Annotated in this window: 3 protein-coding genes; all 3 read right to left on the bottom strand. The window is 68.9% G+C overall.

Annotated features, from left to right (window positions below; genetic code table 11):
• Positions 1-1445, bottom strand: a 1445-nt coding sequence (locus E1287_RS42675) for an FtsK/SpoIIIE domain-containing protein (protein WP_243719832.1), incomplete at its 3' end; no start/stop codon positions are given.
• Between the two features lie 87 nt (positions 1446-1532).
• On the bottom strand, positions 1533-1964 hold the full coding sequence (locus E1287_RS42670) for a plasmid replication, integration and excision activator (RefSeq protein ID WP_131971757.1): 432 nt from the start codon (positions 1962-1964) through the stop codon (positions 1533-1535).
• Positions 1965-2109: 145 nt separating this feature from the next.
• Entirely contained in the window at positions 2110-2841 is a 732-nt protein-coding gene (locus E1287_RS42665; RefSeq protein WP_131971755.1) for a GntR family transcriptional regulator, read from the bottom strand.
• Positions 2842-3349 lie beyond the last annotated feature (508 nt).

Below are 3349 nucleotides of genomic sequence, written 5' to 3'. Positions count from 1 at the left end.
ACCTCGGGCAGGGCGAGGGCGACCATGTCCCGGATGTCGGCGTCGGACACGTACGAGGCCCGCACCCGCACCGGATCCGGTGAGGTTTCCAGCCGGACGAACCCCACCCTCGCGCCGACCTCGGGGATGGAGGAGATCTGGTCGGCCAGCGCACCCCGGTCACGTGCACCGTCACCGAGGACCATGTCGACCTGTTCGTCTTCGTCCAGTCGCAGGGCGATGCGGTCGGGGAACAGGTTGCGCAGGTTGTTGACCTCTTTTCGGGCGTCCTGCTGCGCGCCGATCACGCAGTACCCCACCGACCGGCCCTGACTGGTGAGCACGGCCAGCGCCGATTCGGCCCGCTTGCGCAGGTCGCGTTCGGGGCAGTAGGCGGTCAGGAACGCCAGCTCATCCACCACGATCACCCGGAACGGGAACTCGTGCGACGGCGTGAACGAGCGGGTGTGCCCGGCGAAGCGGTTGGCGCGGGCGTTCATGTCGGCTGCCGCGTCCTCCAGCAGCGCGACCATGCCGCCCGACGGGTCGGAGGAGTAGCGCCCGTACCGCTCGAACAGAGGACGCCCGAACGACAGTTCCATGCGTTTGGGGTCGACCGCCCATACCTCCACCAGCCCGCCCAGCATCCACGGCAGCACCGCCCGGATGGTCGACCAGATCACTGACCCTTTGCCGGACCCGGTCGCGCCCGCGATGAGGACGTGGTTTCCCAGCAGCCGCAGCCGCCACGGCGAACCGTCCTCCTGACGTCCCACCGGCAGCGCCGATAGGTCGACCTCGGCCGCGTCCGGGATGGGGAGTGCGGGGATGGGTTCGGCGAGGGCATCTTTGCGGACGAACTCCAGCCAGACCCGGCCCGGCTTGTTCCCGTCCCGGACGCGGACGAGCGAGGCGCCGAAGCCGTGCGCGAGGTTGACCGCAACCCGCTCCCACGCATCCGGAGCCTGCCCCTTGAGCATCCGCACCAGCACCCGATCCGACGTCGGACCGCACCGGACCCGCACCAGCGAGGGCAAGTATTCGCGGCCCTTGTGGACTTTGGTGAGTCCGGCCGTGACCAGGACGGGTTGCCAGTGCCGCCGATACACCCACACCCGCCGCCACCGGGACCGCGCCGGACGAGCGACCCAGCGGACGAACGACGGACGGTCCACCCGCGCCCACACCCCCAAGCCGACCGCGACGAAGGCCAGGACCAGGACGGGGACGAGCCACCCGTAGCGGACGCCGAGCCAACCCAGCCCAGACGCGACCGAGACGGGGACGATGTTGCGGACCAGGAACACCACGGTCCGGACGACGGCGCGGACGGCGTTGACGACCAGGACGAGCCCTTCGGGCATGTGCCACACCGGCGGCGCCCACTTCGGAGCCGCGAACGGGTCACGCTGCGCTTCGACCGCGACGTTCTCGCCCGGCCCGAGCTTGCGGAACTCCCATGCCATGATGGATCACCTCTTTCACTTGTGCTGATCAGGGGAGAGAGAAGCGGGGCGGCCGGAGGTACCAGCTCCAGCCGCCCCACCTAGACATCAGGCCGCGTCTTTCGCCGCCGCGCCGCCGTCCTTGCCTGCCGAGCGACCCGAGCCGCCCTTGAAGTTGGCCGGATGCATCCCGGTCGCCTTGAGGGAGTAGGCGAGCCTGCCGTTCTGGCTGTTGACGTACGGCGTGACCGACAGGCCGTCGAACTCCACCGGCACGAACGGGAACCCCGCCGGAGCCTCCGGCATGACCGGCTGCACGGGTGCGGTGAGTTTGACCTTGAAGGTGCCCTTGGCCGCCGGGTCGGCGTCGAGGGCCTCCACCGCCCACACCAGTTCGCCGGACTCCTTGTCGCGCGCCTGGACGAAGTTCTCCTTGCTGGATCGGTCGAAGTCGCGGACCGGCTCCACGCCGCCCTTGATGAACGCGCCGAACGGGAACACGTCGCCGAACGTGACCTTGAACGGGCCTTGTACCGCCATGAGTATCGCCTCCGAACGTTCACCCGTCCGCTTGTCCGGACGAGTGCATGCGTTGAGAATACCTCGCCCACTCGACCGAACAACCCATCGAGGAGAGTGACGTGCGTCACAACCGAGTAAAGCGCAGGTCGGAGCCCGGAGGAGTTCAGTTCGGGACGCTGTACACGTCCTCCAGCTCATGCAACGACCCCGGCATGACCACCTCGGCCACGAACCGCACCGCATCCGAGGCGTCGTGCAGACTCGCCAGAATCGACAGGACCGGCTCCGACTTCTTAATCTTCAACACGCCGGGTTCGTCGCCGGCAGGCAACCGCGCTGTCAGCCGCTCCACGATGTGGTCGATGCGCAGGCCCTTGACCGTTCGCAGGTGATCGCGCAGCCCGACCGGCAACGGCCCCGGCTTGTCCAGATCGGTGCCGAACACCAGCTCTGGCGGGAACCAGCACGTCACCACCTCCGACACGACCCCGTCCCGCACCGCCACCCACCGCCGGGCCAGCACCCGCCCACCGTCCACGCCGAGCAGCCCCGCCACCGGGCCGGGCGCCTCCACCTGGTCCACGCCGACCAGCGTCACCCCCGGCGAGGTCTCCGCACGATCGAGCACGGCCAAGCCCGGACGACTGGGCCGTGCCGCCGCGCTCGGACGGCCCTTCACGTACGAGCCGCGCCCGTGTTCGCGGGTGATCCAGCCGTCCTGCTGGAGCATCTGCAACGCCCGCACCACCGTGGTCCGCCCGACCGCGAACTCCCGGACGAGCTGTGATTCCGAGGGCAGCAGGGAGCCGGGCGGGTAGTCGCCGTTCTCGATCTTGCGGCGCAGCTCCAGCACCACCCGCGCGTACTTCGGAGGCTCGAATTCCAAGCTCGACATGACGACCACCTGACTACTAGGACGCTTGACCGCACAACCGTGCATCTGTCCGCACTGTAGCGTCCACATCCGAAAACGTCACGCCCACCCCGCCACAACCCCGAACCCGCAGCACCCACCACACCAAAACTTCCCGACCGATCAGCGAAACGTCACCAGCCCCCAGGTTCTACCGGGAAGCCCTCCGCGATCAGCGCTGTCCGGATTTCCCCGGCCCGGCGTGGTCCAATCCCCCGCACGTCGGCCAACTCCCCCGAGCGCAATAGCAGCACCACGTCCCCCACGACCCCAGTCGGGCCAAGGTCACCGCGCAACGCGCCCAGCGCCCGACCCGACAACCCCAAACACTCAATCGGGCACGCAGGCGTCACCCGCTCATGCTCATGCACCACCACACCCGCAACCCCCGCCAACGCAAGCAACCCCACCGCGCGACCCGCCTCCGCCAGGAGCCGCACTAGATCACCGACTGTCCGCACCCCCAGACACGACACCGGGCACTCAAGCC

The organism is Actinomadura sp. KC06, from assembly GCF_004348735.1.
GTDB lineage: Bacteria > Actinomycetota > Actinomycetes > Streptosporangiales > Streptosporangiaceae > Spirillospora.
Note: the sequence above shows the minus strand (reverse complement) of the source record. Positions and strands in the feature narration are given on the sequence as shown.

Coding starts and splice junctions, on each gene's coding strand:
- E1287_RS42670 (WP_131971757.1), bottom strand. CDS start 1,964: ATGGCGGTACAAGGCCCGTTCAAGGTCACGTTCGGCGACGTGTTCCCG.
- E1287_RS42665 (WP_131971755.1), bottom strand. CDS start 2,841: ATGTCGAGCTTGGAATTCGAGCCTCCGAAGTACGCGCGGGTGGTGCTG.